At 64.9% G+C, this 26,164-nt stretch carries 20 protein-coding genes; 11 read left to right on the top strand and 9 right to left on the bottom strand.

The features are described 5' to 3' along the window. Window positions 1-129 precede the first annotated feature (129 nt). Window positions 130-1,818, top strand: coding sequence for an AMP-binding protein (locus tag W930_RS0107830; RefSeq protein WP_023871592.1), 1,689 nt, complete (start codon window positions 130-132; stop codon window positions 1,816-1,818). A 15-nt stretch (window positions 1,819-1,833) separates the two neighbouring features. Here the strand turns inward: W930_RS0107830 and W930_RS0107825 are convergent, their stop codons facing one another. After that, the gene (locus W930_RS0107825; RefSeq protein ID WP_023871591.1) at window positions 1,834-2,589 is read right to left on the bottom strand and encodes a sulfite exporter TauE/SafE family protein; all 756 of its coding nucleotides are present in this window, start codon (window positions 2,587-2,589) and stop codon (window positions 1,834-1,836) included. Between the two features lie 378 nt (window positions 2,590-2,967). Between W930_RS0107825 and gshA the strand changes: the two genes are divergently transcribed. Further along, complete coding sequence (gene gshA / locus W930_RS0107820; RefSeq protein WP_255343976.1) at window positions 2,968-4,590, top strand: glutamate--cysteine ligase; 1,623 nt, start codon at window positions 2,968-2,970, stop codon at window positions 4,588-4,590. A gap of 66 nt (window positions 4,591-4,656) precedes the next feature. Here the strand turns inward: gshA and W930_RS0107815 are convergent, their stop codons facing one another. From W930_RS0107815 to W930_RS0107795, 5 genes are all read right to left on the bottom strand, one after another. Beyond that, window positions 4,657-4,980: an AzlD domain-containing protein gene (locus tag W930_RS0107815; protein WP_023595621.1), complete on the bottom strand. Its 324-nt coding sequence runs from the start codon at window positions 4,978-4,980 to the stop codon at window positions 4,657-4,659. Then, window positions 4,977-5,771 (bottom strand): AzlC family ABC transporter permease, encoded by a 795-nt coding sequence (locus W930_RS26605; protein WP_023595622.1) that lies wholly within the window; start codon window positions 5,769-5,771, stop codon window positions 4,977-4,979. The genes W930_RS0107815 and W930_RS26605 overlap by 4 nt, the downstream gene beginning before the upstream one ends. A 237-nt stretch (window positions 5,772-6,008) precedes the next feature. Beyond that, window positions 6,009-8,525: a penicillin-binding protein 1A gene (locus W930_RS0107805; protein WP_023871589.1), complete on the bottom strand. Its 2,517-nt coding sequence runs from the start codon at window positions 8,523-8,525 to the stop codon at window positions 6,009-6,011. A 151-nt stretch (window positions 8,526-8,676) separates the two neighbouring features. Continuing rightward, window positions 8,677-9,309: a LysE family translocator gene (locus tag W930_RS0107800; protein WP_023595624.1), complete on the bottom strand. Its 633-nt coding sequence runs from the start codon at window positions 9,307-9,309 to the stop codon at window positions 8,677-8,679. Between the two features lie 92 nt (window positions 9,310-9,401). Further along, entirely contained in the window at window positions 9,402-9,704 is a 303-nt protein-coding gene (locus W930_RS0107795; protein ID WP_023871588.1) for a hypothetical protein, read from the bottom strand. Between the two features lie 311 nt (window positions 9,705-10,015). On the opposite strand from W930_RS0107795, the gene W930_RS31060 reads away from it, so the two are divergent. Both W930_RS31060 and W930_RS0107785 read left to right on the top strand, forming a co-directional pair. Beyond that, entirely contained in the window at window positions 10,016-11,638 is a 1,623-nt protein-coding gene (locus W930_RS31060; RefSeq protein WP_023595627.1) for a methyl-accepting chemotaxis protein, read from the top strand. Window positions 11,639-11,748: 110 nt separating this feature from the next. Further along, the gene (locus W930_RS0107785) at window positions 11,749-12,150 is read left to right on the top strand and encodes a hypothetical protein (protein ID WP_023871587.1); all 402 of its coding nucleotides are present in this window, start codon (window positions 11,749-11,751) and stop codon (window positions 12,148-12,150) included. 63 nt (window positions 12,151-12,213) lie between these two features. On the opposite strand, the gene W930_RS0107780 is transcribed toward W930_RS0107785, so the two are convergent. Further along, on the bottom strand, window positions 12,214-13,932 hold the full coding sequence (locus W930_RS0107780; protein WP_023871586.1) for an NADPH-dependent assimilatory sulfite reductase hemoprotein subunit: 1,719 nt from the start codon (window positions 13,930-13,932) through the stop codon (window positions 12,214-12,216). Between the two features lie 139 nt (window positions 13,933-14,071). Beyond that, window positions 14,072-15,937 carry an assimilatory sulfite reductase (NADPH) flavoprotein subunit gene (locus tag W930_RS0107775; protein ID WP_023871585.1) on the bottom strand — a complete coding sequence of 622 codons (1,866 nt, stop codon included), beginning with the start codon at window positions 15,935-15,937 and terminating at the stop codon, window positions 14,072-14,074. A gap of 543 nt (window positions 15,938-16,480) precedes the next feature. Between W930_RS0107775 and W930_RS0107770 the strand changes: the two genes are divergently transcribed. The 4 genes from W930_RS0107770 (at window position 16,481) to zapE (ending at window position 23,425) form a co-directional block, all read left to right on the top strand. Continuing rightward, window positions 16,481-19,342 (top strand): 2-oxoglutarate dehydrogenase E1 component, encoded by a 2,862-nt coding sequence (locus W930_RS0107770; protein ID WP_023595631.1) that lies wholly within the window; start codon window positions 16,481-16,483, stop codon window positions 19,340-19,342. Window positions 19,343-19,431: 89 nt separating this feature from the next. Then, the gene (odhB, locus tag W930_RS0107765; RefSeq protein WP_023595632.1) at window positions 19,432-20,700 is read left to right on the top strand and encodes a 2-oxoglutarate dehydrogenase complex dihydrolipoyllysine-residue succinyltransferase; all 1,269 of its coding nucleotides are present in this window, start codon (window positions 19,432-19,434) and stop codon (window positions 20,698-20,700) included. A 94-nt stretch (window positions 20,701-20,794) separates the two neighbouring features. Continuing rightward, window positions 20,795-22,234 (top strand): dihydrolipoyl dehydrogenase, encoded by a 1,440-nt coding sequence (lpdA, locus tag W930_RS0107760; RefSeq protein WP_023595633.1) that lies wholly within the window; start codon window positions 20,795-20,797, stop codon window positions 22,232-22,234. 93 nt (window positions 22,235-22,327) lie between these two features. Further along, complete coding sequence (gene zapE / locus W930_RS0107755) at window positions 22,328-23,425, top strand: cell division protein ZapE (RefSeq protein ID WP_023595634.1); 1,098 nt, start codon at window positions 22,328-22,330, stop codon at window positions 23,423-23,425. Between the two features lie 228 nt (window positions 23,426-23,653). Here zapE and W930_RS0107750 read toward each other — a convergent pair whose 3' ends face one another. Next, a complete protein-coding gene (locus W930_RS0107750) occupies window positions 23,654-23,974 on the bottom strand; it encodes a hypothetical protein (RefSeq protein ID WP_141571873.1) in 321 nt (106 codons plus the stop codon). Window positions 23,975-24,200: 226 nt separating this feature from the next. Here W930_RS0107750 and W930_RS29105 point away from each other — a divergent pair, with 226 nt between their 5' ends. The 3 genes from W930_RS29105 (at window position 24,201) to W930_RS0107735 (ending at window position 26,074) form a co-directional block, all read left to right on the top strand. Then, window positions 24,201-24,851 carry a DUF2939 domain-containing protein gene (locus W930_RS29105; RefSeq protein WP_023871583.1) on the top strand — a complete coding sequence of 217 codons (651 nt, stop codon included), beginning with the start codon at window positions 24,201-24,203 and terminating at the stop codon, window positions 24,849-24,851. A gap of 136 nt (window positions 24,852-24,987) precedes the next feature. Continuing rightward, window positions 24,988-25,395, top strand: a complete 408-nt coding sequence (locus tag W930_RS0107740) for a DUF2147 domain-containing protein (RefSeq protein ID WP_048806678.1) — start codon at window positions 24,988-24,990, stop codon at window positions 25,393-25,395. Between the two features lie 196 nt (window positions 25,396-25,591). Beyond that, window positions 25,592-26,074 carry a DUF2147 domain-containing protein gene (locus W930_RS0107735; protein ID WP_023871582.1) on the top strand — a complete coding sequence of 161 codons (483 nt, stop codon included), beginning with the start codon at window positions 25,592-25,594 and terminating at the stop codon, window positions 26,072-26,074. The last annotated feature ends 90 nt before the right edge of the window (window positions 26,075-26,164 follow it).

Raw genomic sequence — 26,164 nt, 5'->3', positions numbered from 1 at the left:
TCGGGCGTCCAGGACGACCTATTTCCGCTCCCGAGCACGGTGATGGTTATCCCGAATGTCGAATTCGAAGGCGCTCACGATAATGGAATTCTGCCGACATCCTGCCCCCTCGTGGCTCGGAGACAAGCCATGCCGCAAACCCTGAATTTCGAGGACGCGCGCGATCTGCTGCTCGCACAGCGCGCGCACTACGATGTGGCGTATCGTGACTTCCGCTGGCCGGTGCTGACCCGCTTCAACTGGGCGCTCGACTTCTTCGATCCGCAAGCGCAAGGCAACGATCGGCCCGCCCTCTGGGTCGTCGAAGAGGATGGGCGCGAGACGCGTCTGTCGTTCGCCGAGATGTCGGCGCGCTCCAATCGCGTCGCCAATTTCCTGCGTCAGCGAGGCGTTGCGCGCGGCGACCGTGTGCTGCTCATGCTACCCAATCAGGTCGAACTCTGGGACCTCATGCTCGCGTGCATGAAGCTCGGCGCCGTCATGATTCCCGCCACGACGCTGCTCGCCGCGGGCGATCTCGTCGACCGACTCGAGCGCGGTCGCGTGCGGCACGTGATCACCACCGCGCGCGAGGCCGCCAAGTTCGCCGCGCTCGCCGGCGACTACCAGCGCCTTGCCGTGGGCGATGCCCCGCCCGAAGGATGGACGCCGTTCGCCCCGGCCTACGAGGCCAGCGATCGGTTCGTGCCCGATGGCGAGACCCTGGCGACCGATCCGCTGCTGCTGTACTTCACGTCGGGCACGACATCGCGTCCGAAGCTCGTGCTGCATACCCATCAAAGTTACCCCGTGGGGCACCTCGCCACCATGTATTGGCTCGGACTCCGGCCCGGCGACATTCACTGGAACATCAGCTCGCCCGGTTGGGCCAAGCACGCATGGAGTTGCTTCTTCGCGCCGTGGAATGCCGGCGCGGCGATCTTCATCTATAACTTCTCGCGCTTCGACGCCCGCACCGCGCTGCAAACCGCGGCACGCTGCGAGGTCACCACCCTCTGCGCCCCACCCACCGTCTGGCGCATGATGATTCAGGAAGATCTCGCGCGGCACCCGGTGAAGTTTCGCGAACTCATCGGTGCGGGCGAGCCGCTCAATCCCGAAGTCATCGATCAGGTCAGGCGCGCCTGGAACATCACTATCCGCGACGGCTACGGCCAGACCGAGACGTGCTGCCAGATCGGCAATTCGCCCGGTCAGCCGGTCAAGGCGGGCGCGATGGGGCGTCCCATGCCCGGCTACCGCGTCGTGCTGCTCGACCACGACGGCAACGAGACCGACGAAGGGGAGATCTGTCTCGCGCTGGCGTCGCGTCCAACCGGACTGATGCAGGGGTACGAGGATGACAGGGAGAAGACCGCCGAAGTCATGCGCGACGGCTATTACCACACCGGCGACGTCGCCATGCGTGACGAGCGCGGCTATTTCACTTACGTGGGCCGGGCCGACGACGTCTTCAAGGCGTCCGACTACCGCATCAGCCCGTTCGAGCTCGAGAGCGAACTGATCAAGCATCCGGCGGTGGCCGAGGCGGGCGTCGTGCCGAGCCCCGATCCCGTGCGCCTCGCGGTGCCGAAGGCCTTCGTGTCGCTTCGCAGCGGCTTTCAGGCGGACGATAAACTCGCTCTCGATATCCTGCGTTTTTGCCGCGACCATCTCGCGCCATACAAGCGGATTCGGCGCATCGAGTTTTGCGAGTTGCCGAAGACGATCTCCGGAAAGATTCGGCGTGTCGAATTGCGCCGGGCGGAGGAGGGGCGTGCGCTGGAGTTGCGCCGCGAGATGGAATTCTGGGACGTCGACTTTCCCGATCTCAAGTGACGTGCGGCGCCATGTTCATCGGATGTGCTGAATCACCAGCTCCGCACCGAGCATTGCCAGGCCGACAAAGAAGCATCGGCGAAAGACCGGCGCACTCACACGGGTGCGCACCCACTGGCCGAGGAACATCCCGCCCAGCGCCGGGACGAGCGCCAGCAGGGAAACCCCGATCGCATGTCCGTGGAAGATGCCGTCGTGCGCCAGCCCCGCGGCAAGTGCCAACGTCGACACGGTAAACGACAGCCCCAGCGCCTGAACCAGATCGTCCCTGTCGAGGTCGAGCGCCTGGAGAAACGGCACGGCAGGGATCACGAATACGCCCGTCGCCGCCGTGACCAGGCCCGTGATCGCGCCAATGCCACCCCCGAGCGCACCGGTCGTCGCCCGCGACCAGTGCCCGGGCACATGCAGGCGCACGGCCGCGAGCCCCAGCGCCGCATAGACGAGCAGCGCCACACCCAGTGCCATGCCGGCCACATTGCCGCCGTTGGCAAGCCATCCGCTGCCGGCCCAGGTGCCGACGCAGATGCCGAGCAACATCGGCCACAGTCTTCCGGCCAAAGCCGCGAAACGTGGACCGGCGAGCAGTTGCCAGACGTTGGTAACGAGCGACGGTACGATCAGTAGTGCCGCGGCTTCGGCGGTCGGCATGGCCAGGCCGAGCAATCCGACGGCCACCGTCGGCAGGCCCAGTCCGATGACCCCCTTGACGAAGCCCGCAAGCAAAAAGGTAACGAGCCCCAGCGAGAGCACGGGGATGAGATGGGTCATGTGTTGGATCGTCGTCATGGCGCCAGTATCGGCGTCGCGCATCGGGCCGCCAATGCGGCATTCGCGCAGGCGGACTCAGGCAGACGCTGAGGCTGGCGCGAGCGGTGAGGCTTGCGCCCGGACGGCGTCCGACGCGGTTTGGCGTTTTCAGTTATGCTCAGGCCAAATTCGCGCCGTGCCGCGCATCGGGCGCGTCCCCCGGAGCCCTCGCTCCGGCGGCCGTGCCGATGCCATCGGCACCCCGTAGACCCCCGTCGCTGCCCCCGCACCGATCATGGCCTTCGTCATGAGGGGGCGTCGGCGACGACAGCCATGCCAATGCATTGCGCCTGCCCAGAGGGATGGAAGTTGGAAAACCAGAATCGTCAACACGAACACATCGCACACGCCGGTCAGGAGGCCGCTCACGGGCTGCTCGATCGGCGTCTGGCGCTCATCATGCAACCCGCCCACCGCGCGCTGCTCGCTGATGGCCTGTCCGGCATTGAACGCGAGACCCTGCGCGTACAGGCCGATGGCGCGCTCGCACTGACCCCGCATCCGCGTGCCCTCGGTTCGGCGCTGACCAACGACGAAATCACCACCGATTACTCCGAAGCGCTGCTCGAGTTCATCACGCCACCCCAGCACGACGCCGCCGACGTCATTGCCCGGCTCGACGAGATCCACCAGTTCGCCTATCGCAAGCTCGGCGCGGAACTGCTGTGGAGCGATTCGATGCCGCCCGCGCTGCCGCCGGAAGACGTGATTCCCATCGCCGACTATGGCACGTCGCACATCGGCATGCTCAAGCACGTGTATCGCCGCGGTCTCGCGCTCCGCTACGGCAAGCCGATGCAGTGCATCGCCGGTATTCACTACAATTTCTCGCTCGCCGAGCCGGTGTGGGAACTGCTTCGCAAGCGCGAGGGCGCAACCGAGTCGCCGCGCGATTACCAGTCGGCCCGCTATGTTGCGCTCATCCGCAACTTCCGCCGCTATAGCTGGCTACTGATGTATCTGTTCGGTGCGTCGCCGGTGTTGCATGCCGAATTCCTGCGCGGACGCGAACACGGCCTCGACGCTTTCGACGAAGGCACGCTCGGCCTGCCCTACGCGACCAGCCTGCGCATGAGCGACCTGGGTTACCAGAACAGCGCACAGTCGGAGGTGTCACCGTGCTACGACTGTCTGCCCAGCTACATCGATGCGCTCACGCAAGCGGTGAGTCAGCCGCACCCGGCGTACGAGGCGCTTGGCACGAAGCGCAATGGCGAGTGGATCCAGCTCTCGACCAATCTGCTGCAAATCGAAAACGAGTTTTATGCCACGATCCGCCCTAAGCGGGTCACATACAGCGGCGAGCGCCCCGTGCAGGCACTCGCGCGGCGCGGCGTGCAGTACGTGGAGGTGCGCTGCATCGACATCGATCCGTTCCTGCCGGTCGGTATCGACGTCGACACCGCACGCTTCATCGACGCGTTCCTGCTGTTCTGCGCACTCGAAGACAGCCCGTCGTGCTCGAATGCCGAGAACATGGAAAATCGCGACAACTTCGCGCATGTCGTCAAGGAAGGCCGCAAGCCCGGCCTCGTGCTGCATCGCGGCGGCGAAGCCATTACGCTGTTCGACTGGGCGCAGGCGTTGCTCGATCGCATCGATCGCACGGCGGCGGCCTTCGACGCCCAGCGTGGCGGCGCTCATTATGCGCACTCCATGGCACTGCAGCGGGCCAAGGTGCAGGACGTCTCGCTCACGCCGTCGGCGCGCGTGATGGCGGCGCTCGAACCGCTGCGTGGCACGAAGGGCGGCGCATTCCAGGCGTTCGCGCTCGAGCAGAGCAAGCGTCATGCGAAGACCTTGCGCGACATGCCGCTCGACCCGAAGGTCGAGGCGCATTTCGAGGCGCTCGCGCAGAAGTCGCTGGCATCGCAGGCCGAACTGGAGCGCACGCAAGTGGGCGACTTCGACGCCTTCGTGGCTGCCTATCGCGCCGGCACGCTCGGGACGGTCAGCGTCTGAGGCCGAACGAACCGCTCTACGAAACAAGCGCCCCTCAGGGCGCTTTTTTACGAGCGTGGCATGGCGTCAGGCGAGCACGCCGAGTTGCCAGGCGAAGAAGACCGCCAGCCCGGCGCCGATAGTGAGCAATTGATGACGCGTGGCCGCGCACACGGCGATCGCCACCAGCGCGGCCACGAGTTGTGGATTGCGCCAGGTCAGCTCCAGTCCATTGCCGTGGGGCGCGAGCGTCATCGGTACGATGATGGCCGTGAGCACGGTGACGGGCACGAACGACAGCGCCTCGCGCAGCCACTCCGGGAATCTCACCCGGTCGCCCAGCACGAAGATGCCCGCCTTGACCGCCAATGTCACGGCCGCCATGCCGAGAATCGCCAGAACGTAGTTCATTGCGCACCTCCCGCCGGCTTGCCAGACGCGCGCATGCCACCGGGTTTGCGCGCATCGTCTTCGCCGCTCTTGCGGGACGGGCGTGCGCCGTTGCGACGCTTCGCATGCAGCATGATCATGCCGGCCGCGATGCCCAACGCCACGGCCGCGAGCAGGCCGAGCTTGTAGGGCAAGCCCTGGCATGCGTAGGCGCTCGCGCCGGCGACCACGGTAGCCACCGCCCAGGGCACTCGGGCCATCTGGGGCACGATGATCGCAATGAACGTGGCCACCATGGCGAAATCCAGGCCCAGGGTTTGCAGGCGTGGGAAGGCGGCGCCGAAGAGCAGACCCGCGAGCGTCCACACTTGCCAGTTGAGGTACATCGACAGGCCCGAGCCGAGGAAGTACCACTGCCCCAGTGGATCGTCCGGGTGACGATGGAAGTGACCGCTGGTGACGGCGAAGGTCTCGTCCGTGAGCAGGAATCCCAGCACCGTGCGCCACCGCAGATCCAGATGCTTCACATGGGGCAACAGGTTCGCGGCGTACAGCATGTGACGCAGATTGACGATCAACGTGGTGGCCCACAGCACCGCGTAACCTACGCCGGTGGCGAACAGGCCTGCGGCGATGAACTGGCTCGAGCCGGCGAAGACGGTGAGTGACATGAGCTGCCCGTGCCATGGCGCGAGCGGCGTGGTGGCAACCAGCGCACCGAAAATCAGGCCGAACGGTGCTGCGCCGACGATCATCGGCAGGGTGTCGCGAGCGCCTGCGGCGAAGCTTGCCGCACGGGACGGAGCCGGCATGGAAAAACGTTCCTCGATAGAAGTCGACCGAAGTCGATGCAGGTCAATGGAAGCGGCGCGGGCAGGATCGCGCGCCAATGCCCGGAGCTTAGCGCCTGCCCGGGCCGACGCGCTTGTACGTTCTTGCGCTTAAAGTGCGTGATGTGCTTGAGGTGCTTGAGGTCGAAGGCCCGTGCTCATGAAAAAGCGGCCACCGCCTGGGTGGCCGCTCAGCGCATGGACGATGCCCGGCGCGACTCAGGGATGTTTGAACAGATCGAGAATGCGCGCCTTTTCGCGGGCATCCACGCCGCCGGGCGAGGGCGGCTGGGCGGCCGCCGGTGGCGGCGCGGCGGGTTCGGGGGTGCTGTTGCCGAAGAACGGCAGCGAGAAGCCTCCGCTGTTGTCGTCGATGCCGATGCTCGCCACGAAGCCGTTGCCGGGCAGCTTGTCCGACTCGTAAAGCTCGCCGTTGACCACGCTCACGCCCGGCGGCATGGCCATCTGCTGCTGCGGCACGCCGTTCAGGGCAACGCTCATGTATTTGGTCCAGACCGGCAACGCCAACTGCGCGCCGAATTCGCGGCTGCCGAGCGTTTTCGGTTGATCGAAGCCGAGCCAGGCCACCGCCACGAGCGTGTGCTGGTAACCCGCGAACCACCCATCGAGAGCGTCGTTGGTGGTGCCGGTCTTGCCGGCCAGATCGGTGCGTTTGAGCACGTTCGTGCCGGCGCCCGTGCCGCGCTGCGCCACCGATTGCAGCAGGCTGTTCATGATGAACGCGTTCGGTGCCGAGATCGCGCGCGCGGCGTTCACATTCGCGATGACCGGCGTGGCCTTGTTGAGCACGTTGCCGCGCGCGTCGCGAATTTCGCTGATCAGATACGGCGCGACACGGTAGCCGCCGTTGGCGAACACCGCGTAAGCGCCCGCCAGTTGCAGCGGTGTGGTCTGGCCCGCGCCGAGCGCCATCGGCAGATACGGCGGCACCTTGTCGGCGTCGAAGCCGAAGCGCGTGGCGTATTCCTGCGTGTATTGCGTGCCGGCGAATTGCAGCAGACGAATCGCCACCAGGTTCTTCGAGCGCTGCAGGCCTTCGCGTACGGTCATCGGACCGCTGAAGGCGTCGTCGTCGTGCGGGTCCCAAGCCTGCCCGCCGGTCTGCGAGGGCGGCAGGTTGAGCGGCCCGTCCATCACCATCGTGGCGGGGCTCACCCCTTTCTCGATGGCCGCCGAATACACCACGGGCTTGAACGTCGAGCCCGGCTGGCGCCAGGCCTGCGTGGCGCGGTTGAACTTGCTCTGATTGAAGTCGAACCCGCCGACGAGCGCGCGGATCGCCCCGTCGTCGGGCGAGAGCGAAACCAGCGCACCTTGCACCTCCGGCAACTGCGCGATGCGCCACTTGCCGCGCGCGTCCTTCATCACGCGGATGATCGAGCCCGGGCGAATGCGCAGCTTCTCGCTCGCTCTGGACGAGAGTGCCGACGACGCGAAGCCGATGCCGTCGCCGCTGACCACTACCGCGTCGCCCGAGAGCGGCACCGCGGTGACCTGCGACGAGCTGGCGGCTACCACGACCGCCGCGACGAGGTCGCCGTTGTCAGGATGTTCCAGCAATGTGTCCTCGATCAATTGCTGTCGATCGGGCATGGCCGCCGGCAGCTCGACGAATCCCTCCGGCCCGCGGTACGCATGACGGCGCTCGTAATCGAGCACGCCCATGCGAACGGCGTCGTAGGCCGCCTGCTGCTTTTTCGAATCCAGCGTCGTGATGACCGTCAGGCCGCGCGTGTATGCGTCGTCCTTGTACTCGTCGTACACGGCCTGGCGCACCATTTCGGCCACATACTCGGCATGCACGTTGTACTCGTTGCCCGCGGTCCGGGTGCGGATCGGTTCGTGCAGTGCATCTTCGTATTGGTTGCGAGTGATGTAGCCCAGGTCGAGCATGCGCTTGAGGATGTATTCCTGACGGATTTTCGCGCGCTTCGGATTGACGATCGGATTGTAGGCCGACGGCGCCTTCGGCAGGCCGGCCAGCATGGCGGCCTCGCCAAGCGTGATGTCCTTGAGATCCTTGCCGAAGTAGATGCGCGCGGCGCTCGCGAAGCCGTAAGCGCGCTGGCCCAGATAGATCTGGTTCATGTACAGCTCGAGAATCTTGTCCTTCGACAGCGCGGACTCGATCTTGTACGCGAGCAGCATTTCGTAGATCTTGCGCGTGGCGGTCTTCTCGCGCGAGAGGAAGAAGTTGCGCGCGACCTGCATGGTGATCGTGCTGGCACCCTGCGCGGCGCCGCCGTGCAGTACGTCCGACACCCCGGCTCTCAGGATGCCGATGAAGTCGACGCCGCCATGATCGTAGAAACGATAGTCCTCGATCGCGAGCACGGCCTTCTTCATCACGTCCGGAATCTGGTCGATCGTGACGAGACTGCGGCGCTCCTCGCCGAATTCGCCGATCAGCACGTTATCGGACGTGTAGATGCGCAGCGGCACCTTCGGGCGATAGTCGGTAATGACGTCGAGCGGCGGCAGGTTGGGGCGCATCACGATCAGCGCATAACCGACGATCAGGGCGCCGACGACCGCCAGGCCAGCGAGCGTGGCCAGGACGACGGCAAGCGTGCCGAAGCCGCGCTGACGACCATGGCGGCTGGTCGAGGCAGCAGGCGCCTGGGATGCGATGGCGGGGGCGTGTTGGCGGATTTGGCGGTGTTGGCGCGCCGGATGAGACGGCGTGCGAGGCGGCAAACAATGCTTCAAGGACATACCCAACGAAAATTGCAGGATGGGAACAGGCCGGCCGGCCTAGCGCTGCGTGGATCCCCGCCGCGCGGCGAAATCGGAGCAGTATGCCACGCCCGGCGCGTCACCCTCCAAAAAAATGGGGGGGAGGCCCGGAAGGCATACCACGTATGGGTCAGCGACGGGCTTCCGTGGCCATGCGCAGGGCGAGCGCCCCAAGCACGCCGCCCATGAGCCAGCGCTGGATGCGCAGCCATGCCGGACGCTGGCCGAGGAATCGCGCGATCCCCCCCGCCGACAGGGCGACACCGGCGTTGACCATCACGCTGCACACGATCTGCGTGGCGCCGAGGGCCAGCGACTGCGTGAGCACGCTGCCATGCTCGGGATGCACGAACTGCGGCAGCAGCGCCAGGTACAGCATGGCGATCTTCGGGTTGAGCACCGATGTGAACAGGCCCATCAGGAACAGGCGGCGGTTGCCGTCGCGCGCCAGGGCGCGAACCTCGAACGGGGAGCGCCCGCCCGGCTTGAGCGCCTGCCAGGCCAGCCAGAGCAGGTAGAGGGCGCCGCCGAAACGCAGCACGTCGTAGGCAAACGGCACCGCGAAGAGCAGGGCGGTGATGCCGAAGGCCGCGCACAGCATGTAGAAGACGAAGCCCAGCGCCACACCGCCCAGCGAAACGAGTCCCGCGGCCGGTCCCTGGCACAGGGAACGCGAAATCAGGTACATCATGTTCGGCCCCGGCGTGAGGGCCATACCGATAGCGACCAATGCGAAGGCCAGCCAGGTCGAAAGTGCAGGCATGTTCGATGCGTCTCAAATGGGCAAGCTGCACGATACCACGGTGCCGACGGGTTCGCCGGTTGGCCCGAACCGCTCGGTCACGCGATGCGAAATCAGCCCAGCCGTTTGAGAAACACGGTCATTTCCTTTTCGGCCTGACGGTCGCCGTGCGCCTGGGCCGCCGCGATGCCGCGCGTCCAGGCATCGCGCGCGCCTTCCACGTCGCCGGCGCCCTGGCGCGCCTTGCCCAGCAGCTTCCACGCAGCGGTGTAGGCCGGGTCGAACGCCACGCATTGCGTCAGATGGGTGGCCGCGACCGGATAATTGCCGGCGTCCAGATAACCCTTGCCGAGGCCGAAGCGCAGCAGCGCGTTGTCCTTGCCGGCGGCCAGCAGTTTCTCGAGTCCTTCGATCATGATTTGTATATATGTAATTGATATATAAAAAACGTAATAAGATTGCGAGGCTTCCCCGATCACCGGCGGCGCGATGGTCATTCGCCGTGGCGTTTTCCGTTTCGGCGTTCGAGACGCCCGACGCCACCTCGTATGCGTCGACGACTTGACTTGCATCAACCGGACGCCGCGACATCCCGTGGCGCATGGGCACGTAAACCCGCACGATGCTCAAGTCTGGTGCACATCGCGCCGATGTGACAAGTGATAACGGCCCGTCAGAGGCCCGGATCCACGGGTGGTGACCCATTACGAAAGACGGAGACGACAGAATGTTGCGTAGCTTCTCGATCAAGGCACGCCTTGGCATCACCATGGCGCTGCTGGCGGTATTGTTGATTTTGTTAGGGGCCTTGGGCATCGCGGGCATGACGCGCACCGGTGACGCATTGCGAGAGACGTATGCCAATCATCTCGCGGCCACGGTGGCACTTGGCAAGGACAACGCGACGCTCGCGCGCACCCGGGCCATTCTCGACCGCGTGGTGCTGCATCCCGAATCGCCCGATGGCGACAAGATCGCCGCCCGCGCGCGCGGCATGATCAAGGACGCGAATGCGGCATGGGCCACGTATCAGGCGTTGCCGCGCGAGGCGCAGGAGGCGCGGCTCGCGGATGAGGTCGCGCGCCAGCGCGCGACGTTCTTCGACAAGGGCATGAATCCGATGCTCGCCGCCATCGATGCGCGCGACCGCACGGCGATGGACGATCTCACGATGAACGCGCTGCCCAAGTACTACGCGGCGCTCACCGCCGCGAGCGACGCGCTCGCCGCGTACAAGCTGAAGCTTGGGCACGACACCTACGAGGCGTCGATGACCGAGCTCGCGGCGTTTCGCTGGCTGAGCATCGGCGCGACGGTGTTCGGCGTGCTGATCGCCATCGCTTGTTACTTCTCGTTGCGCGGCGCGATCATGCGTCCTCTCGGCGAGGCACTGACGCACTTCGATCAGATCGCGGCAGGGCGCCTGGACAATCCGGTGGAGGTGCGCGGCAAGGACGAGATGTCGATGCTCATGCGCGGGCTTGACGCCATGCAGTCCCGTCTGGCGGACACGATTCGCGGTGTACGGCGCAGCTGTGACGCCATGGCGACGGCCACCGCCGAAATTTCTGCGGGCAATACCGACCTGTCCGCGCGCACCGAGCAACAGGCCGCGTCGCTCGAGGAGACGGCGTCGTCGATGGAGCAACTGACCGCAACCGTGAAGCAGAACGCCGATAACGCCCGGCAGGCGAGCCAACTCGCGGTCAACGCGTCGGATATCGCCGCGCGCGGCGGTCAGGTCGTCGCACGCGTCGTCGACACGATGCAGGGCATCTCGGCGAGTTCCTCGCAGGTGGTGGACATCATCGCCGTGATCGACGGCATCGCGTTCCAGACCAATATCCTGGCCTTGAACGCGGCCGTGGAAGCGGCGCGCGCCGGCGAACAGGGGCGGGGCTTCGCGGTGGTGGCGGGCGAGGTGCGCACGCTCGCGCAGCGCAGTGCAACGGCTGCGCGCGAGATCAAGGGACTCATCGAGACGTCGGTGCAGAAGGTGGCCGACGGCTCGACGCTCGTGACCGAGGCCGGCCGCACGATGGACGAGATCCTTCAGGCGGTGCAGCGCGTGACCGACATCATGGGCGAAATCTCGGCCGCGTCCGACGAACAAAGCGGGGGTATCGAACAGGTGAACCAGGCCGTCACCCAGATGGACACCGTGACGCAGCAGAACGCGGCGCTCGTGGAGCAGGCGGCGGCTGCCGCGGCGTCGCTCGAAGACCAGACGAACGCCTTGCGCGAGGAAATGGCGCGGTTCCGCCTGGGCGACGAGGGAGGCACGAGCGGTGCCGCACGGCGACCGGCGCTGCATGCCGTGGGGGCGTCGCCGCTGTCGCTGGCGGCCTGAGTCGGGGCGCGAGACGCCGGTGCGCGGGCAAAAGCGGGGCAGGTTCATGGCGGCGGCACGCCGAACCGGGTAACATTGCCCATCTTTTGCTCAGTTGAGGGTGTCGAAGTATGAAGCGAATGGCGCTGATGGCGGCGGTGGCCGTGGCTGTTCTGGCAGGTTGCGGCCCGATCAACCAGATGAGCCGGCCCGATCCGGCAACGGGTCGACTGCTCGACCAGGGGACCGGGGCTGACCGCTTCATGGTGCTCAACTGCATCTACCACGGCTGGAGCGAGCTGTCGCAGAACGTCGATTCGACGTCGTACGCCCGTCAGGGGGCCGACCGCGTGCGTGTGTATCGAGGTCAGGACGCGCAGGGCAACGCTATCTACAATCCCTACGTCGACATCATGCAAGGCGGCTTCGGCACGCGTTTGCAGTATTTCGAGACGCCGGGCAGCCATCTGCCGCGCGATTTCGAGAATACGGTCAAGCGTTGCATGGTGCCTTACTCGGGCAGCAACGACTGAGCCCGATCCAGGCAATTCCATGACGGCAAGCCCCGGCACGATGTGGCCGGGGCTTTTCTTTTTTCAGCCGTGAAAGTCCTCGCGCGCCTCGATGACTTCCTTCACCACGCCCTGGCGCACCAGAAAGTCGCCGAATTTTTCGCCGGCGTCGCGCTCCTTCGCGTAGCGATGGAAAAGGGGCGTGAGCTCGGCCACGACCTGGTCTTCGCTCACCGACTCCTTGTACAGCTTGTTCAGGCGCTGGCCGTGGAAGCCCGCGCCGAGGTACAGGTTGTACTTGCCCGCCGATTTGCCGACCAGTCCGATTTCCGCGATGTACGGCCGCGCGCACCCGTTCGGGCAGCCCGTCGTGCGAATGGTGATCGGCTCGCCCGCGAGGCCGGCGTCGTCGAGCACCGACTCCAGCCTTGTGACGAGGCCGGGCAGGGCGCGTTCGCTCTCCGCCAGCGCGAGGCCGCATGTCGGGAAACCCACGCACGCCATGGAGTTGATGCGCAGGGCGCTCTGGTGCTTGCCGTCGAGCAGGCCGTATTGACTGACCAGCGCTTCGATCTGCGCCTTCTTCGCGTCGCTCACGCGCCCGACGATCAGGTTCTGGTTGCCCGTGATGCGAATGTCGCCATCGTGCACTTTGGCGATCTCGCGCAAACCGGTCATGAGGCGATAGTCTTCCCAGTCCTTCACGCGGCCGTTCTGGATGAACAGCGTGAGATGCCACAAGTCGTCGGCGCCCTTGAGCCAGCCGTACTGATCGCCGTTGGTCGTGAACCGGAAGTCGCGCGCCGGGGCGAGATGCCACCCGAGATACTGGTTGAGTGTTTCCTTGAACCACTCCACGCCGCGGTCGTCGATGGTGTACTTCAGGCGGGCGTGCTTGCGATTGGTGCGGTCGCCGAAATCGCGCTGTACGAGCAGCACCTTCTCGGCCACGTCGACGATGCGATCGGCCGGCAGGTAACCGATGACGGTGCCTGTGCGCGGATACGTCGCGGCGTCGCCGTGCGTCATGCCCATGCCGCCGCCCACCGAGACGTTGAAGCCTTCGAGCTTGCCATCGGTGCCCACGATGGCGATGAAGCCCAGATCGTTGGCGTAGACGTCGACGTCGTTGTTCGGCGGAATGGCGATGGCGATCTTGAACTTGCGCGGCAGGTAGTGCTTGCCGTAAATCGGCTCGTGATCTTCCTTGCCTGCCCCAAGACGCTTGTCGCCGAGCCAGATTTCGCGATACGCGGTGGTCTGCGGCAGAAGATGGCGGTCGATCTTCAGGCACCAGTCGAGTGCTTCGGCGTGGGCCGGCGAGAGGTGCGGATGGTTCGAGACGAGCGTGTTGCGATTGACGTCGCCGCACGCGGCGATGCTCGTCATGGCCACTTCGTCCACGCCCTTGATCAGCGGGCGCAACTGATGCTTGAGCACGTTGTGATACTGCACCGTCTGGCGGGTGGTCAGCCGGATCGTGTTGCCGCCGTATTTCTGCGCGAGCTCGTCGAGCTTGAGCCACTGCGCGGGCGTGCACACGCCGCCCGGCATGCGCAGCCGGATCATGAACTGATACGCGGGTTCGAGTTTCTGCTTCTGCCGCTCGCTACGCAGGTCGCGATCATCCTGCATGTAGGAGCCGTGGAACTTGAGCAGTTGCGCGTCCTTCTCGAAGATCGCGCCCGTGAGTGGGTCGGCCAGCCCCTCGGCAATGGTGCCACGCAGGTAGTTGCTGGCGTCCTTGATCTTCTCGACTTCGGAGCGCGCCGGGGCGGCGCTGGTAGGCGTAGTTTGCGTCATGTGGGCCTGCTGTCTCTGTGAGCGCGCGGTGCGGGTGCTCGGGCGCGCCTCATGTGCGAATTGGGGACGAACCGTACGCTTATCGCGTTCTCATCGGTGGCGTGTCGCTTGCGTGTCGGGGGCGTGGCGCGCGCCACGTTCAGTACACGTCGCGCTGGTAGCGCTTCTCGCGCTGCAATGTCTTCACATACTCGGCCGCGGCGTCGGGTGCGAGGCCGCCGTGCTCCGCGACGATGTCCACGAGCGCGGTGTTCACGTCGCGGGCCATTTGATCGGCGTCGCCGCACACGTACAGGTGTGCGCCTTCCTGAAGCCACGCATACAGCGCCTTGCCTTGTTCGCGCATGCGATGCTGGACGTAGACCTTGTCTTCGGTGTCGCGCGAGAACGCCAGGTCGATGCGGGTGAGCGCGCCGTCCTTCACATAGCGCTGCCATTCGCGCTGATACAGGAAGTCGGTACGGAAGTTGCGGTCGCCGAAGAAGAGCCAGTTCCTGCCCGGCGCATCGAGTGCCTGCCGTTCCTCGACGAAGGCGCGAAATGGCGCAATGCCGGTGCCCGGGCCGATCATGATCACCGGTGCGTTGCTGTCCGCAGGCAGCTTGAAGTTGCGGTTTGCCTCGATATACACCGGCACCGACTCGCCTTCGCGCGCGACGTCGGCCAGATAGGTCGACGCCACGCCGCGACGCGCACGGCCATGACTCTCGAAGCGCACGGCGCCCACGGTAATGTGGACCGCTTCCGGGTTGGCGGCAAGACTCGACGCAATCGAATACAGACGCGGCTGGAGCGTGCGCAGCGTGCCGACGAATTCGGCGGCCTTGACCTTGCGCGCCGGGAACTGACGCACGACGTCGAGCACGTCGCGGCCGTGGAGATACTCCCGCAACGCCGTTTCGTTGCCCGCCGCGAGCAAGGTCTTCAATTCGCTCGATTCAGCCAGCGCGGCATACTTCTCGAGGAAGGCGCGCGAGAGCGTGGTGATGTCGTACGCGCCGAGGAACGCGTCGCGCAGCGACAGCGTGCTGTCCTGCGTGGTGGTCGTGGCCTGCGGATCGAGCGCGAGCGTGTCGATGAGTTCGTCGACCAGCGCCGCGTCGTTCTTGACCACCACACCAAGCGCGTCGCCCGGCTCATAGGTCAGGCCCGAGCCTTCGAGCGACAGTTCGATGTGGTGCACTTCCTTGGACGAGCCGCGACCCGAGAGTGTGATGTTCTCGATGACGCCGGCGTCGAACGGGTGCTTGCGACTGTACTGACTGGCCGCCGCGCCGGTGGGGGACGTAGCGCTCCCACCCAGGGCGGCGAACGTGAAGGTGTCGATGAGGGATGCGGCGCTCGCATTGCCGCCCGTCGTTACCGTCGCCCCTGCGGTACCGGCGGGCACGGCCACGCGCGAGAGCGCCTCCACCGCGTCTTCGATCCAGCGCTCGGCCGGAGCGTCATAGTCGACGTCGCTGTCGACGCGCGGCACGAGACGCTCCGCGCCGAGTGCCGCGAGTCGGGCGTCGAAGTCCTTGCCGGCCTGGCAGAACTTCTCATAGCTCGAATCGCCCAGGCCGAGCACGGCGAAGCGCGTACCTGCGAGCCCGGGGGCCTTCTCGCCGTGGAGGAATTCGTAGAAATCGCGCGCGTCGTCGGGCGGTTCGCCCTCGCCCTGCGTGGAGACCGCCACGAGCAACAGCTTGTCGTTCTTCAGGCGCGAGGCCTTGTAGTCGCCCATCGCGAACAGATCGACCTTGAAGCCGGCGGCAACGGCGCGCGCCTTGGCTTGCTCCGCCACTTCCTGCGCGTGGCCGGTCTGGGAACCGTAAAGGATGGTCAGCGCTGGTGCGGTGGCGCCGGTATTGGCCGGCGTGGCAGCAGGCGCGCCGGCCTGGCGCACCGAGTGATTGATGCCCGCCAGAAAGCCCCGCACCCAGGCGAGTTGCTCGGTGGAGAGTCCGTCGACCAGTTGGCTGAGCAACTGGGCCTGCTGGGAGGAAAGGGGCGTCTCTTGCATGTCGTGCTTGGCTCCAGGGGCCGGATCAGCATGGGGGCCAGGGCGGGTCGATCCCGCCAGGCCACCCCCAGATGGACCGGCAAGGGGATACGCAACACCTTATCGGCTGGTGCTTAGAAATTAAAATAATAAAATTTAATTCTTATATATCCATTTTCCATATAAGCATAAAGACGGGGCGTCTTGGCGGGCAGGGACGGGGGGGATGGCAAAGTGCGCGATGACGGCATGTTCGCGGTAGGTTCGATGGCAGTGCCGCCCATTGGGGGTCGGATGTGGGCACGATGCGACCATGGCAAACGGGCGTTCGAACGGGGCCGGGCCGGCGCCGGGGACGCATGCGGCGGGCACGCCGGAAGTCCCCGTGTGACGGCTTTCCGGGGGGATGGCTGTCGGTAAAACGTGCTATGCTCCTCGCCGTGATTGATCAGGTCCTTCCAAGCACCACTTGATTCTCGCAATCCGCTAATCGGTCAGGCCGTGTCGCGGAAGGTTTCGTAACCCGCTATTTCTCGAGACACTCGTAGAAAAGGTGAGCGCAAAATGAGTTTGATGGAACAATTCCAAGCGAACTCGTATCTCTTCGGCGGCAATGCCCCCTATGTCGAAGAACTGTACGAGTCGTATCTTGATAATCCGGCGTCCGTGCCGGACAACTGGCGCCAGTATTTCGACGCGCTGCAAAACGTTCCCGCTGTTGATGGTTCCAACGCCAACGACGTGGCTCACGCCCCGATCGTGGAGTCGTTCGCCCAGCGCGCCAAGGCCAATGCCTTCGTGTCGCACGCCGGCGCATCCGACCTGGCCGTGGCCCGCAAGCAGGTTCACGTGCAGTCGCTCGTGGCAGCCTACCGATTCCTCGGCGCTCGCTGGGCCAATCTGGATCCGCTCAAGCGTCAGGAGCGCCCGGCCATTCCGGAACTGGAACCCGCGTTCTACGACCTGACCGAAGCCGACATGGACAGCGTGTACTCGGCCGAGAACACGTACTTCGGTTTCGAACAGGCCAGCCTGCGCGATCTGCTCAAGGCGCTGCGCGACACGTACTGCGGCTCGATCGGCGCCGAGTACATGTACATCAGCGATCCGGTGCAAAAGCGCTGGTGGCAGGAGCGTCTGGAGAAGGTGCGTGCAACGCCCAACTTCAGCGCCGACAAGAAGAAGCACATCCTCGAACGTCTCACGGCCGCTGAAGGCCTCGAGCGTTATCTGCACACCAAGTTCGTCGGCCAGAAGCGCTTCTCGCTCGAAGGCGGCGAATCGTTCATCGTGGCGATGGACGAGCTCGTCCACCACGCCGGTGCGAAGGGCGTGCAGGAAATCGTGATCGGCATGGCCCACCGCGGCCGTCTGAACGTGCTGGTCAACACCCTCGGCAAGATGCCGTCGGACCTGTTCGCCGAATTCGAGGGCAAGCACGTCGACGACCTGCCGGCCGGTGACGTGAAGTACCACAAGGGTTTCTCGAGCGACGTCTCGACGGGCGGTGGTCCGGTCCACCTGTCGCTGGCGTTCAACCCGTCGCACCTGGAAATCGTGAACCCGGTGGTCGAAGGCTCGGCCAAGGCCCGTATGGACCGTCGCGGCGAAGCCGACGCGGCCAGCGTGCTGCCGGTGCAAGTGCACGGCGACGCGGCATTCGCCGGTCAGGGCGTCGTGATGGAAACGCTGAACCTCGCGCAAACGCGCGGCTACGGCACGCACGGCACGGTGCACATCGTCATCAACAACCAGATCGGCTTCACCACGTCGGATCCGCGTGACGCTCGTTCGACGACGTACTGCTCGGATGTGGTCAAGATGATCGAAGCGCCGGTGCTGCACGTGAACGGCGACGATCCCGAAGCGGTCGTGCTGGCCATGCAACTGGCCCTCGAATTCCGTCAGGAATTCAAGAAGGATGCCGTGGTGGACATCGTTTGCTTCCGCAAGCTGGGTCACAACGAGCAGGACACCCCGGCGGTCACGCAGCCGCTGATGTACAAGAAGATCGCCCAGCACCCGGGCACGCGCGCGCTGTACGCCGAGAAGCTGGTCACGCAAGGCGTGATCTCGGCCGACGAGGGCGACGGCTTCGTCAAGGCCTACCGCAAGGCCATGGACGACGGCCATCACACCATCGACCCGGTGCTCTCGAACTACAAGAGCAAGTACGCCGTCGACTGGGTGCCGTTCCTGAACAAGAAGTGGACCGACGCCGGCGACACCGCCGTGCCGCTCAACGAGCTCAAGCGTCTTGCCGAGCGCATCACCACGATTCCCGCGAACTTCAAGGTTCACCCGCTCGTCGAGAAGGTCATCAAGGACCGCGAGAAGATGGGCAAGGGCGAGCAGCCGCTCGACTGGGGCATGGGCGAGCATCTGGCGTTCGCATCGCTGGTCTCGTCGGGCTTCGCCGTGCGCCTGACCGGTCAGGATTCGGGCCGCGGTACGTTCACGCACCGCCATGCCGTGCTCCACGACCAGAACCGCGAGCGTTGGAACGACGGTACGTACGTGCCGCTGCAACACGTGGCCGACGGTCAGGCCAACTTCACGGTGATCGACTCGGTGCTGTCCGAAGAGGCCGTGCTGGGCTTCGAATACGGTTACTCCACCGCCGAGCCGAACACGATGGTGCTGTGGGAAGGCCAGTTCGGTGACTTCGCCAACGGCGCTCAGGTCGTGATCGACCAGTTCATCTCGAGCGGCGAAGTGAAGTGGGGCCGCGTGTCGGGCCTGACGATGTTGCTGCCGCACGGCTATGAAGGCCAGGGTCCGGAGCACTCGTCCGCACGTATCGAGCGTTACCTGCAACTGTGCGCCGACACGAACATGCAAGTGGTCCAGCCGACCACGCCGGCACAGATCTTCCACCTGCTGCGTCGTCAGATGATCCGCCAGCTGCGCAAGCCGCTGATCGTGTTCACGCCGAAGTCGCTGCTGCGTCACAAGGAAGCCGTGAGCGACCTGTCGGAACTCGCCAAGGGTGGCTTCCAGACGGTCATCGGCGAGACCGATGCCTCGATCGACGCCAAGAAGGTCAAGCGTGTCGTTGCCTGCTCGGGCCGCCTCTACTACGACCTGATCGCCCGTCGTCGCGAAGAAAAGTCGAGCGATGTCGCGATCGTGCGCGTGGAACAGCTGTATCCGTTCCCGCACAAGGCGTTCGAGAACGAACTGAAGAAGTACGAAAACCTCGCCGAAGTGGTGTGGGCCCAGGATGAGCCGCAAAACCAGGGTCCGTGGTTCTACATCGAACACCACCTGATTGATGCGATGAGCGCGGGTCAGAAGCTGGCTTACGCGGGTCGCGCGGCTTCGGCCTCGCCTGCCGTGGGTTACTACGCCAAGCACTACGAACAGCTCAAGTCGCTGCTCGACACCGCGTTCGGTCGCCTCAAGGGCGCGACCGTGAAGCAGTAACCGGTCAGGTCTTACAGCGGTCGTCCTCCCCCAGGGACGGCCGCTGCCGTATTTCCGAATTGAACGTTTATCGAATCCAGGATCCAGAAATGGCCATTGTTGAAGTCAAAGTCCCCCAGTTTTCCGAGTCGGTTTCCGAAGGCACGCTGCTCGACTGGAAGAAGAAAGTCGGCGAAGCTTTCGCACAAGATGAAACCGTGATCGAAGTCGAGACCGACAAGGTCGTGCTCGAAGTGCCGGCGCCGGCAGCCGGCGTGCTCGTCGAGGTGAGCGCCGCAGCGGGCGATACCGTGACGTCCGAGCAGATCATCGCCAAGATCGACACCGAAGCCAAGGCAGGCGCTGCCGCCCCGGTCGCCGCCAAGCCGGCCGAAGCCGCTGCACCGGCCGCCGCCGCCGCACCGGCCGCTGCCCCCGCGGCCGGCGGCGCGTCGGGTGGCATTGCCAGCCCGGCCGCAGCCAAGGTGCTCGCCGAGAAAAACCTGTCGGCCACGGATGTGGCCGGCTCGGGCCGCGACGGCCGCGTGACCAAGGGCGACGCCCTGGCCGCCGGTGCCAAGCCGGCCGCCGCTGCCACGTCGTCGGTTCCGGCGCCGGCCCCGCGCGCCTCGCTGCCGGCCGTCTCGGCCCCGGTGGGCCGCGACACGTCGCTCGAAGGCCGTCCGGAGCAGCGCGTGCCGATGTCGCGCCTGCGCGCCCGTATCGCGGAGCGTCTGCTCCAGTCGCAACAGACCAACGCCATTCTGACCACGTTCAACGAGGTCAACATGAAGCCGGTGATGGATCTGCGCAACAAGTACAAGGACAAGTTCGAGAAGGAGCACGGCGTGAAGCTGGGCTTCATGTCGTTCTTCGTGAAGGCCGCCGTCCATGCGCTCAAGAAGTACCCGGCCGTGAACGCCTCGATCGACGGTAACGACATCGTCTATCACGGCTACTTCGACATCGGTATCGCCGTGGGCTCGCCGCGTGGTCTGGTGGTGCCGATCCTGCGTAATGCCGACCAGATGAGCCTCGCCGACATCGAGAAGAAGATTGCCGAGTACGGCAAGAAGGCTGCCGACGGCAAGCTCTCTATCGAGGAAATGACCGGCGGTACGTTCTCGATCTCGAACGGCGGTGTGTTCGGCTCGATGCTCTCGACCCCGATCATCAACCCGCCGCAGTCGGCCATCCTGGGCGTGCACGCCACGAAGGACCGCCCGGTCGTGGAAAACGGCGAGATCGTCATCCGCCCGATGAACTATCTGGCCATGAGCTACGACCACCGTATCATCGACGGCCGTGAAGCCGTGCTGAGCCTCGTCGCGATGAAGGAAGCGCTGGAAGATCCGGCTCGCCTGCTGCTCGACCTGTAAGCGTTAGCGCGCACTGCGCGGCGTTGCCCGGCCACGCGCAGCGTGGCCGGCGCCCCGCGCCTCCCCCTGCCGTCAACCTTCACTGAGTCTCAAAATGGCAAACAAAGAATTTGATGTCGTCGTCATCGGCGCCGGCCCCGGCGGTTATATCGCCGCGATCCGCGCCGCCCAACTCGGTTTCTCCGTCGCTTGCGTCGAGAAGTGGACCAACCCGACCGGCAAAATGGTGCTGGGTGGTACCTGCCTGAACGTCGGTTGCATTCCGTCGAAGGCGCTGCTCGCCTCGTCGGAGGAATTCGAGAAGGTCGGTCACCATCTGGCCGATCACGGTATCACCACGTCGGATGTCAAGATCGACATCTCGAAGATGCTCGCGCGCAAGCAGGGCATCGTCGACAAGATGACCGGTGGTATCGAGTTCCTGTTCAAGAAGAACAAGATCACGTGGCTCAAGGGTCACGGCAAGTTCGTCGGCAAGACCGACGCCGGTGTGCAGATCGAAGTCTCGCCGACCCAGGACGGCGAAGTCGAGACGGTCACGGCCAGGAACGTGATCATTGCCACGGGTTCGAAGGCCCGTCATCTGCCGGGCATGCCGGTCGACAACAAGCTCATCTCGGATAACGAGGGCGCGCTCTCGTTCGACACCGTGCCGAAGAAGCTGGGCGTGATCGGCGCCGGTGTGATCGGTCTGGAGCTGGGTTCGGTGTGGCGCCGTCTGGGTGCCGAAGTCACCGTGCTCGAAGCCATGCCGGAATTCCTGGCTGCCGCCGACGCGGGCGTGGCCAAGGAAGCCGCGAAGCAGTTCAAGAAGCAGGGTCTGGACATTCACGTCGGCGTGAAGGTCGACGAAGTGAAGACCGGCAAGAACAACGTCACGATCCATTACACGGACAAGGACGGCAAGGCGAACACGCTCGAGGTCGACCGTCTGATCGTGTCGGTCGGCCGTGTGCCGAACACCGACAACCTTGGTCTGGAAGCCATCGGTCTGGCGGCCGATCAACGCGGTTTCATCCCCGTCGACGACCATTGCAAGACGTCGGTGCCGAACGTGTACGCCATCGGCGACGTGGTGCGCGGCCCGATGCTGGCCCACAAGGCCGAAGACGAAGGCGTGCTGGTCGCCGAAGTCATCGCGGGCCAGAAGCCGCATATCGACTACAACTGCATTCCGTGGGTCATCTACACCTCGCCGGAAATCGCATGGGTCGGCAAGACCGAGCAGCAGCTCAAGGCCGAGGGCCGCGAGTTCAAGCCGGGTCAGTTCCCGTTCGCGGCCAATGGCCGTGCGCTGGGCATGGGCTCGTCGGACGGTTTCGTGAAGGTGCTGGCGGACGCCAAGACCGACGAGATCCTCGGCGTGCACGTGATCGGCCTGAACGCTTCGGATCTGATCGCCGAAGCCGTGGTGGCAATGGAGTTCAAGGCCGCGTCGGAAGACATCGGCCGTATCTGCCATCCGCACCCGTCGCTGTCGGAAGTGATGCGTGAAGCGGCGCTCGATGTCGAGAAGCGCGCACTGAACAAGTAAGCGGATTCGCGCTGACTTGCAGGAACAAAGGCGAGGCGACTCGCCTTTGTTTTTTCCCGATGACCCTTGCCCCCCGGCCCGTCGCCGTACCGCATGAACGTTCGCGAATACTACCAACAAGAGCTCGCCGCGCGCGGCTACAAGCCCGACGAGGCGCAGGAGCGCGCCGTCGATCGTCTGCAACAATGCTACGACGAATGGGCGGCATACAAGTCCCGTCGCTCGAATACCCTCAAGAAGTGGCTCGTGCATCCGGAACTGCCCAAGGGGGTTTACCTGTGGGGCGGGGTGGGGCGCGGCAAGAGCTTCCTGATGGACAGCTTCTACTCGGTGGTGCCGCTCCAGCGCAAGACGCGGCTGCACTTTCACGAGTTCATGCGCGAAGTGCACCACCAGTTGCAGGCGCTCAAGGGCTTGCCCGATCCGCTCGACGAACTGGCCAGGCGCATCGCCAAGCGATACCGCCTGATTTGTTTTGACGAATTTCACGTGTCCGATGTGGCCGACGCCATGATCCTGCACCGGTTGCTCGCCGAGTTGTTCAAGAACGGGGTGCAGTTCGTGATGACGTCCAACTATCGTCCCGACACGTTGTATCCCGACGGTCTGCACCGCGACCGTGTGCTGCCGGCGATCAAATTGCTGGAAGACCGGCTCGACGTGCTCAACGTGGATGCCGGCATCGATTACCGCCGTCGCACGCTGGCGCAGGTGCAGGTGTATCACTACCCCCTCGGCAACGAGGCCAACCGTGCGCTGCGCGCGGCGTTCAGCGAGATTGCCGGTGTGCCCGACGAAAGCCCGCTGCTGCATATCGAGCAACGCGAGCTGAAGGCGCTGCGCCGCGCGGGTGGCGTGGTGTGGTTCGATTTCCATACGCTGTGTGGCGGTCCGCGTTCGCAGAACGACTATCTTGAACTGGCCAACCGCTTCCACACCGTGGTGCTCTCGGACGTACCTCGCATGACGCCGCGCATGGCGTCGGAGGCGCGACGCTTCACGTGGCTCGTCGACGTTTTCTACGACCATAAGGTGAAGCTGCTCATTTCCGCCGAAGTGCCGCCCGAGGCGCTTTACACGGAAGGTACGCTCGCCAACGAGTTCACGCGCACGGTGTCGCGCCTGGTGGAAATGCAGTCGCGCGAATATCTCGAGGCCCCGCGGCGCGTGGTGGACACTTCGCTGACCTGAACTTCAGGTGGCGTCGCATCGTTGGCCGACGCCTGCTGGCGGAAACAGGGCGCGACACGGGCTCGGTCAGGCCGGGATAAGGCCGCGATAAGGCCTGGATAAGGTCGGGAAGCCCGGGAAGGGCGAGATAAACGCGCAAAAATGCGCCCGATGGGACTGAGGAATCGGTGCCCGATCAGCGCATGTCACGGGGCCGATCTTGTCTGTTCGACCCGGGGGTGACCGTCTTCAGCGTCCGCCGCGTTGTCGTCCGTTGGGATTGCGTGACGGAGGCGGAGGAGGCGGCGCCGGCGGTTGGCGCTGCTCGCGGATATGGTTGTAGATGTCGCCGCGCAGGTCGCCCTGCGGCCGTATTTCCTGAGGCTGCGGGCGCGACGGTCCGGAGCGTGGGCCGCCATGATGATCGCCGCGTCCGTTGGGACGTTCGGCACCCTGTGCGAACCAGCCCTGGAAGAACTGACTGGCCGACGCCGCCTGGGCCGTTGCGCTCATCGCGGCGCCGGCCAGCATGACGATACCCATCATCCGGACAAGTCGGGTGTGACGCATGGTGCCACCTCCTTGTCGGTTGGATTGCCGCGCGTCGGACCCGGGTTGCACCAGCCGGCGTGCGGATGAGAGACATGCAGCATGGGCGACGAACGTTGCGGCTACGCTTCGAGAGTAAAAGGGTGGACGCCCGCGTGCTGTAAAGATTTGTAAAGCAATGTAAGCCGGAGGGTGCGGGCTGGCGTGCGTCCCCTACCATGCGCTGTTTGAACGTCGGAGTCTGGAAATGCGTAAGCTCTCGATCGTCACGACCTGCGTCGTGACCGTGGTTGTGGTGGTGGGGCTGCTGTTCGGCACACCGTATTACACGCTGTGGCGTGCGCGCGAAGCCGCGAACGCCCGCGATGCCGACACGCTCTCGTCGTACGTCGATTACCCCGCCGTGCGCGACAGCCTGAAGACGAGCCTGCACGATCAAATGGCGCGTCAGATGGACAAACAGCGCAGCAATCCACTGGGTGCACTGGCGCTGGCACTTGGCGGTTGGGTGTCAGATCGGGTGGTCGAGGCATTGCTCACGCCCGAGGCCGTTGCCGCGATGCTGCGCGGTGACAGTACCGGCCTGCCGCCTGCACCAGGCGCTCCGGCCCCGGACCAGGTGGCGCCTCAGGCACCTCCGACACCCCCAGCGCCCCAGGCACCGCAGCAACCGTCCGGTACGCCGCCGTCTTCCGACGCGCCGTCCAATGGTGGGAGGCCGCAAGGTGCGGACACCGCCCCACCGCGAACGACGACACGCACCGAGTTCCAGGATTTCAACCACTTCCTCGTGCACGTGTCGCGCAGCGACCGCCCCGAGCGCGTGGTGACGTTTACGCTCACCCGGCGCAATCTCGTGCAGTGGCGCCTGAGCGCCATCGCGCTGCCGCCGCTGTAATCGGCGCGGCGCGTTGCACACTCGCAGGAAGATCCCTTTGAAAGCGATGTTGAACGGCATGTTCCGGCGGCGTCTGCTCGCCGCCGGTTGCCTGCCTGCCTTGTTGAGGCTGTGCGTGCTCTACGCACTAAGCGCGATGAGCGCGACCGTGACACCGGCGTTCGCGGACACGCTTTCGCCGGTCGGGGTGTGGCGCATCGTCGACGAGACCGGCGACCCGAAGGCGCTGATCGTCATCTCCGAGCGCGACGGCCAGTATGTGGGGACGCTTGTCAGGAGTCTCGGGCGACGCGATGCGCTCGAGCGTCGCTGTGATGGCTGCACCGACGACCGCAAGGGCAAGAAGCTCCAGGACATGGAGATCATTCGCGGCCTGCGCAAGGACGGTGACGAATACACCGGAGGGAAGATTCTCGATCCGGACAGCGGCAGCGAATACGGCTGCAAGATCCGCGTGGTGGACGGCGGAAAAAAGCTCGAAGTTCGAGGTTATTTCGGCATCTCCTTGCTGGGCCGCACACAGACGTGGATTCGCGAGCCTTAGCCGATTTTCCCGGGACATCGATTGACGTGCACATAAGCCAGACGTGTGAGCTCAGCTAGAGGACTTCCTCAGCACGACGTCACGCCTTTGGCGTAATCTTCAAAGCGACTCACGTGCGAACCGGTGCATGCGCCGGGGTGCTCATCGCCAGCGCGAGTCCTACGACAATCAATCCGTATCTGGGAGGATGACAATCATGAAGCAGATCTCGAATGCAACGTCGTGGCGACGTTTGGGTGCTCACGCGCTTGTCGCCGTGGCGTTGCTCGGCGGCGTCGCCAAAGCGGCCATGGCGGCCGACAACAACTCGCCTGTCGGCGTATGGAAGACGATCGACGACAACACCGGCAAGCCGAAGGCCCTCGTCACGATCTCGGAGCAGAATGGCCAGCTCGTGGGCGTGATCACCAAGGGATTGGGGCCGAACGACGATCCGGAGCGCATCTGCACGAAGTGCACGGACGAGCGCAAGGACCAGAAGATGCTCGGCATGCAGATCATTCGCGGCATGCAAAAGGACGGCGATACCTACGACGGCGGCACCATTCTCGATCCGGAGAACGGCAAGGTCTACAAGTGCAAGATGACTGTGAAGGACGATGGTCAGAAGCTCGACGTGCGTGGCTATATCGGCATTTCGCTGTTGGGCCGCACGCAGACCTGGGAGCGCGAGCAGTAAAGCAGGGTGATGCAAGCGGTCGCCGATGCGGCCGCGAGTTCGGACGCAGCGGCCATCACGTGTGCATCGACCTCGGCGCGATTTCGTCGT

This window comes from Pandoraea sp. E26, from assembly GCF_000681415.1.
Taxonomy (GTDB): Bacteria; Pseudomonadota; Gammaproteobacteria; order Burkholderiales; family Burkholderiaceae; genus Pandoraea; species Pandoraea pnomenusa.
The sequence above is the reverse complement of the archived record's forward strand: the minus strand, read 5'-3'. Positions and strand labels throughout refer to the sequence as shown.

What these genes read in the sequence shown, in the direction of transcription:
- W930_RS0107830 (WP_023871592.1), top strand. Translation starts at nt 130, where the DNA reads ATGCCGCAAACCCTGAATTTCGAGGACGCGCGCGATCTGCTGCTCGCA.
- W930_RS0107825 (WP_023871591.1), bottom strand. Translation starts at nt 2,589, where the DNA reads ATGACCCATCTCATCCCCGTGCTCTCGCTGGGGCTCGTTACCTTTTTG.
- W930_RS0107815 (WP_023595621.1), bottom strand. Translation starts at nt 4,980, where the DNA reads ATGAACTACGTTCTGGCGATTCTCGGCATGGCGGCCGTGACATTGGCG.
- W930_RS26605 (WP_023595622.1), bottom strand. Translation starts at nt 5,771, where the DNA reads ATGCCGGCTCCGTCCCGTGCGGCAAGCTTCGCCGCAGGCGCTCGCGAC.
- W930_RS0107805 (WP_023871589.1), bottom strand. Translation starts at nt 8,525, where the DNA reads ATGTCCTTGAAGCATTGTTTGCCGCCTCGCACGCCGTCTCATCCGGCG.
- W930_RS0107800 (WP_023595624.1), bottom strand. Translation starts at nt 9,309, where the DNA reads ATGCCTGCACTTTCGACCTGGCTGGCCTTCGCATTGGTCGCTATCGGT.
- W930_RS0107795 (WP_023871588.1), bottom strand. Translation starts at nt 9,704, where the DNA reads ATGATCGAAGGACTCGAGAAACTGCTGGCCGCCGGCAAGGACAACGCG.
- W930_RS31060 (WP_023595627.1), top strand. Translation starts at nt 10,016, where the DNA reads ATGTTGCGTAGCTTCTCGATCAAGGCACGCCTTGGCATCACCATGGCG.
- W930_RS0107785 (WP_023871587.1), top strand. Translation starts at nt 11,749, where the DNA reads ATGAAGCGAATGGCGCTGATGGCGGCGGTGGCCGTGGCTGTTCTGGCA.
- W930_RS0107780 (WP_023871586.1), bottom strand. Translation starts at nt 13,932, where the DNA reads ATGACGCAAACTACGCCTACCAGCGCCGCCCCGGCGCGCTCCGAAGTC.
- W930_RS0107775 (WP_023871585.1), bottom strand. Translation starts at nt 15,937, where the DNA reads ATGCAAGAGACGCCCCTTTCCTCCCAGCAGGCCCAGTTGCTCAGCCAA.
- W930_RS0107770 (WP_023595631.1), top strand. Translation starts at nt 16,481, where the DNA reads ATGAGTTTGATGGAACAATTCCAAGCGAACTCGTATCTCTTCGGCGGC.
- odhB (WP_023595632.1), top strand. Translation starts at nt 19,432, where the DNA reads ATGGCCATTGTTGAAGTCAAAGTCCCCCAGTTTTCCGAGTCGGTTTCC.
- lpdA (WP_023595633.1), top strand. Translation starts at nt 20,795, where the DNA reads ATGGCAAACAAAGAATTTGATGTCGTCGTCATCGGCGCCGGCCCCGGC.
- zapE (WP_023595634.1), top strand. Translation starts at nt 22,328, where the DNA reads ATGAACGTTCGCGAATACTACCAACAAGAGCTCGCCGCGCGCGGCTAC.
- W930_RS0107750 (WP_141571873.1), bottom strand. Translation starts at nt 23,974, where the DNA reads ATGCGTCACACCCGACTTGTCCGGATGATGGGTATCGTCATGCTGGCC.
- W930_RS29105 (WP_023871583.1), top strand. Translation starts at nt 24,201, where the DNA reads ATGCGTAAGCTCTCGATCGTCACGACCTGCGTCGTGACCGTGGTTGTG.
- W930_RS0107740 (WP_048806678.1), top strand. Translation starts at nt 24,988, where the DNA reads ATGAGCGCGACCGTGACACCGGCGTTCGCGGACACGCTTTCGCCGGTC.
- W930_RS0107735 (WP_023871582.1), top strand. Translation starts at nt 25,592, where the DNA reads ATGAAGCAGATCTCGAATGCAACGTCGTGGCGACGTTTGGGTGCTCAC.